The sequence below is a fragment of the Waterburya sp. genome, from assembly GCF_058530065.1.
In genome coordinates, this window is sequence record NZ_JBZNBU010000313.1 from 1 (window position 1) to 4,566 (window position 4,566).

The window sequence follows — 4,566 nt, forward strand, 5'->3', positions numbered from 1 at the left end:
CTCTAGATGAGTGGTTATACAACGGTGGTCCTTACCAATTGATTATCTTCCACTTCTTGATCGGTGTATTCTCTTACCTCGGTCGTCAGTGGGAATTATCTTACCGTTTAGGTATGCGTCCTTGGATCTGTGTAGCATACTCTGCTCCCGTATCCGCAGCTACAGCAGTATTCTTAATTTACCCTCTAGGACAAGGTTCCTTCTCCGATGGTATGCCTCTAGGAATCTCTGGAACATTCAACTTCATGTTGGTCTTCCAAGCTGAGCACAACATCTTAATGCACCCCTTCCACATGTTGGGAGTAGCAGGTGTATTCGGTGGATCTTTATTCTCTGCGATGCACGGTTCTTTGGTAACTTCATCCTTAGTACGTGAAACTACTGAATCCGAATCTCAAAACTACGGTTACAAATTCGGACAAGAAGAAGAAACCTACAACATCGTAGCAGCACACGGCTACTTCGGTCGTTTGATCTTCCAATACGCATCTTTCAACAACTCTCGTTCCTTGCACTTCTTCTTAGGTGCATGGCCCGTAATCGGAATCTGGTTTACTGCAATGGGTATTTCCACCATGGCATTCAACCTCAACGGATTCAACTTCAACCAATCAATCATGGATTCTCAAGGACGTGTAGTCAACACTTGGGCAGACATCTTAAACCGAGCTAACCTTGGTTTTGAAGTAATGCACGAGCGTAACGCACACAACTTCCCTCTAGACTTGGCAAGTGGCGAACAAGCTCCTGTAGCTTTAACTGCTCCTTCCATCAATGGTTAGACGAGAGACCCCGCGCCGCCGAAAGGCGCAAGGGAATGCTCGAGTTAGGTAAGTTTGCTTACACCTTGTGAGTAGAATTTTAAAAAACGCTCCTCGTAACATCGGGGGGCGTTTTTTGTTGCTTGTTTTTAGAAAAATGCTTTAATATATTCGCGACGCATATTAGAAATAGCATCTAAAGAGATACCCTTGGGACATACTGCCGTACATTCTCCGTGATTGGAACAGTCTCCAAAGCCTTCTGCGGTCATTTGTTCAGTCATGCTTAAAACTCTTGCTTGGCGTTCGGGATCTCCTTGAGGAAGTAAAGAAAGATGGGAAATCTTTGCTGCGGTAAATAAAGATGCTGAAGCATTAGGACAGGCAGCAACGCAAGCACCGCAACCAATACAAGCAGCGTAATCAAACGCGCGATCGCCGTTTTTCTTGGCTATGGGTAAAGAATTAGCATCGGGTGCAGCCCCTGTATTAACGGAAATATAGCCTCCTGCCGCCATAATGCGATCAAAAGCCGAGCGATCAACTACCAGATCTTTAATAATAGGGAAAGCTTTAGCACGCCAGGGTTCTACCGTAATAGTATCTCCATCTTGAAAACTTCTCAAATGTAGCTGACATACAGCAGTTTGCTTTTGTGCCCCATGAGCCAATCCATTGACCATCATGCCACAAGAGCCGCAGATACCTTCCCCACAATCGCTGTCAAAGGCAATAGGTTCGCGATCGCTTTTGATTAATTGTTCGTTGAGCAGATCTAATAATTCGATAAAAGACATACTGGGATGGGCATCGCTGACGGTGTATTCTTCCAATCTTCCTTTAGTTTGAGAATCTTTCTGTCGCCAGACTTTTAAGTTAATTTGCATTACTAAGATCGATACTATATTATTTGCTTGATTGATACTCTGTTTAATTATTTTATCTACTTCTACCAGGGTAAAATCTCACCATTGGCGTGCCAAAATGTTCCAGTATTGCTCAAATTCAACTGTTTTATACGAGCTAGCAAACCTTTGACGGAAGTTTCAGGAGTAATTCCTCCAGGATTAAAATTAGTCATACGAGTCTGTACCAAACCTGGATGTAATATTGCTACGGCGATGCCTCGCTTTTTTAAGTCAACAGATAAAGATTTACCCGCCATAGAAAGAGCAACTTTAGACATTCGATAGCCATAAGATCCTCCAGAAGTATTATCGTCAATCGAACCCATTCTGCTAGTCATTAAAATAACTTTAGACCCATTGGTTAGATTGGGTAAAAGGGCTGCTGTCAACTGGAGTGGTGCGATCGCATTAACCTCAAATTGACGGCGAATACTAGCAAAATCTAGATTATCTAAACCGATCCGTTCGACAATTGCTGCATTATTAATCAAAACATCAATTTTCTTACCATCTAGCCTTGCTACTAGCTCCTTAACTGCTAACTCTGAAGTGAGGTCTATTCCTGCTTCTACTTGCACTCCTAAAGAGGTTAATTCTTCAGAAGGCGATCGACAGACGGCAATGACTCGATCTCCTAGTTGTTGTAACTGGCGACAATATTCTAAACCAATACCTCGATTTGTTCCTGTAATTAAATAAGTTTTACCTGGCATTCTTACTTAACTTAATAGTATGGGTTTCTAATTTAAAGCTTATCAGAACCTATTTGTGACAAGTTAACGTTAAATGCAGTTTGTTATGCGATCGCACTCTGTACGGGACAAAAAAGAGGTAGTGCTTGCAAAAGGTTGTAGGAAGAGGGTTTGATTAAAAGTAACCACACTCAACATTTAATATTCTTCTTTTGGGAATAGTTCATGAAGGCGTTGCCTATCCTGTGCTTCGGAAAGTGACAGAAGAGGGTTAGGCTAAGCTGAAGATATTTTGAATTTTGAAATACTTAAAGTAGAGTAAAGCTTGATGGTACTCAGATTGCGACATAGTTTTGACTTCACATTACTAATTCGTCTAGCAGGAAGAATAAATCCCGAAGACACTGAGATCTTCCAAGATTTATTCAAAGAATATCAAGATATGCCAGTATTACTCCGCAGGCTGCGAGACAATCCCCAATTTGCCCAGAAAATCTTCGAGCAAGCAAATCAAGATCAATTGGAGGAAGAATAGCCAAGTTGAATGTAATTAAACCCTACCGTTTTTATCCCAAACAGGAAATAGAAATCATCGCTACTAATCTCCGCTGTTTGGTAGAACAAAACCGTCGTCGCCGTTTAACCGCAGAATCTGTAGCAGAAGGAATAGCCGACTACTTAGAGTTAGATATTGTCTGGAAAAATATTCCTGGCGATCGCTTGGGTGACATAGCTGCAATGATTGTTCCCGTCAAAAAACTAGTTTATATCAATGAAGATATTCCTGCGCTACAGGGAGGATTTGGACAATCTACCATCGCTCACGAAATTGGACACTGGGTATTACACATAGACGATCGCGTAGCTAGCGGATTCAAGATAGAAGTCGAGCCTTTTCTTTGCCGTAGCGTGCAATATGCCAAAGGAATAGAATGGCAAGCTCAATATTTTGCTAGCTGTTTGTTGATGCCAAAATACAAATTACTAGAAGCACAACACAATAGAGATTTAACTAATTGGAGACATTTATACGCAATGGCTGATGAGTTTGGAGTAACAATCTCAAACCTTACTAATCGCCTTAAATCATTGGAATGAATTATTTTGAATAGTAATTCCAGACAAATATACAGAGGTAAAAATGCACCCTTGTAAAAAACAAATTCCATTGTCGTCAATAAAATTGAGATCGCTTAATGTCAATCTAATTGCTAATCCAGACAATCTAGAATTAATTCAAAAACCAGCAGAGGTTATAAATAGCAATCTTGCTAATTTAATTTGTTTTCCCAGTCTAACTACTGATTTTCCTCAAAATACAGAGATTCCAATATATCTCTACGGAGACAAAGTTAGTCATGAAGCAATAGAAGATTGCGGAATTGTAATTGGCAGTTTAAGGATAAAAGAGGATGCGATCGCCATAACGTTCGTTTTTTAGCTAAATGTATTAACTGCGGAGCTTAGTAATTAGTAATTAGTAACTAGTAATTATTTCTCGTTCATACTTTTGATAATGTCGATTAGCTGTTGTTGCTGGTTGGCAAGTTGAGACTGGCGATCGTCGAGATTTTTCATAATGGTATAAGTCGATATTTGCTTAGTAGTAAGCTCAGACATTAACTGATACATGGTATCGCGATCGCGCTTCATTTCTGCTATTTCATCGCCTAACGCTTGGATTGACTTAGCGTTAGATTCCACGAGCTTTTCTATACGGTCTAATCTATCGGTCATTGTTTAAATTATTGAAGTGAATATATTTATTTTAGCAACACTTAAGGTAACTGTGAACTATTATTTTGTTTCTTTTTCCTTTCTCGATAAGCTTTTTGTTTCTCAGCGTTAGTCATAGCCACAAGCCCTATAGTTGGTTGACCGCGCTTCGGGTTATCAGACCAAGTTTTTAGACATTCGTTACAGCGATACCTTTGAGTACCTGCTCTAGTTTTTCCAAAGTTTTTAATGTTATTTGAACCACATTTAGGACAATTCATAAATTGAAATAATAAATATCTATAAAATTATAGCAATTCATTAAGTAACGCAACGAGCGATCCATCTGATTATAGGATAGCGCGGGAGGCTCAAAACTCCGTCCATTTATGGCGGAGATGTAGAGCGACTCGGACGGGCGGTATAAACGCCTGGGAAACCACAGGCGACACGCCCTCCACTTTCAAGTGCCTTAAATATTCTAGAGCA

At 40.3% G+C, this 4,566-nt stretch carries 8 protein-coding genes; 4 read left to right on the forward strand and 4 right to left on the reverse strand.

Going from position 1 to position 4,566, the window contains the following annotated elements:
• Positions 1-782 (forward strand): photosynthetic reaction center family protein (locus AC33VI_RS18565; protein ID WP_491783747.1); only part of this gene is annotated, 782 nt, incomplete at its 5' end.
• Between the two features lie 128 nt (positions 783-910).
• On the opposite strand, the gene AC33VI_RS18570 is transcribed toward AC33VI_RS18565, so the two are convergent.
• Positions 911-1,648 (reverse strand): succinate dehydrogenase/fumarate reductase iron-sulfur subunit, encoded by a 738-nt coding sequence (locus tag AC33VI_RS18570; RefSeq protein WP_491783748.1) that lies wholly within the window; start codon positions 1,646-1,648, stop codon positions 911-913.
• Positions 1,649-1,710: 62 nt separating this feature from the next.
• Complete coding sequence (locus AC33VI_RS18575; RefSeq protein WP_491783749.1) at positions 1,711-2,382, reverse strand: SDR family oxidoreductase; 672 nt, start codon at positions 2,380-2,382, stop codon at positions 1,711-1,713.
• A 307-nt stretch (positions 2,383-2,689) separates the two neighbouring features.
• On the opposite strand from AC33VI_RS18575, the gene AC33VI_RS18580 reads away from it, so the two are divergent.
• Genes AC33VI_RS18580 through AC33VI_RS18590 form a run of 3 tightly spaced genes read left to right on the forward strand, consistent with a single transcriptional unit; the run spans position 2,690 to position 3,802 of the window.
• Positions 2,690-2,896, forward strand: a complete 207-nt coding sequence (locus tag AC33VI_RS18580; protein ID WP_491783750.1) for a hypothetical protein — start codon at positions 2,690-2,692, stop codon at positions 2,894-2,896.
• A gap of 5 nt (positions 2,897-2,901) precedes the next feature.
• A complete protein-coding gene (locus tag AC33VI_RS18585; RefSeq protein WP_491783751.1) occupies positions 2,902-3,459 on the forward strand; it encodes an ImmA/IrrE family metallo-endopeptidase in 558 nt (185 codons plus the stop codon).
• Between the two features lie 43 nt (positions 3,460-3,502).
• On the forward strand, positions 3,503-3,802 hold the full coding sequence (locus AC33VI_RS18590) for a hypothetical protein (protein ID WP_491783752.1): 300 nt from the start codon (positions 3,503-3,505) through the stop codon (positions 3,800-3,802).
• 50 nt (positions 3,803-3,852) lie between these two features.
• On the opposite strand, the gene AC33VI_RS18595 is transcribed toward AC33VI_RS18590, so the two are convergent.
• Positions 3,853-4,098: a hypothetical protein gene (locus AC33VI_RS18595; RefSeq protein ID WP_491783753.1), complete on the reverse strand. Its 246-nt coding sequence runs from the start codon at positions 4,096-4,098 to the stop codon at positions 3,853-3,855.
• A 41-nt stretch (positions 4,099-4,139) separates the two neighbouring features.
• The gene (locus tag AC33VI_RS18600) at positions 4,140-4,358 is read right to left on the reverse strand and encodes a transposase (protein WP_491783754.1); all 219 of its coding nucleotides are present in this window, start codon (positions 4,356-4,358) and stop codon (positions 4,140-4,142) included.
• Between the last annotated feature and the right edge of the window lie 208 nt (positions 4,359-4,566).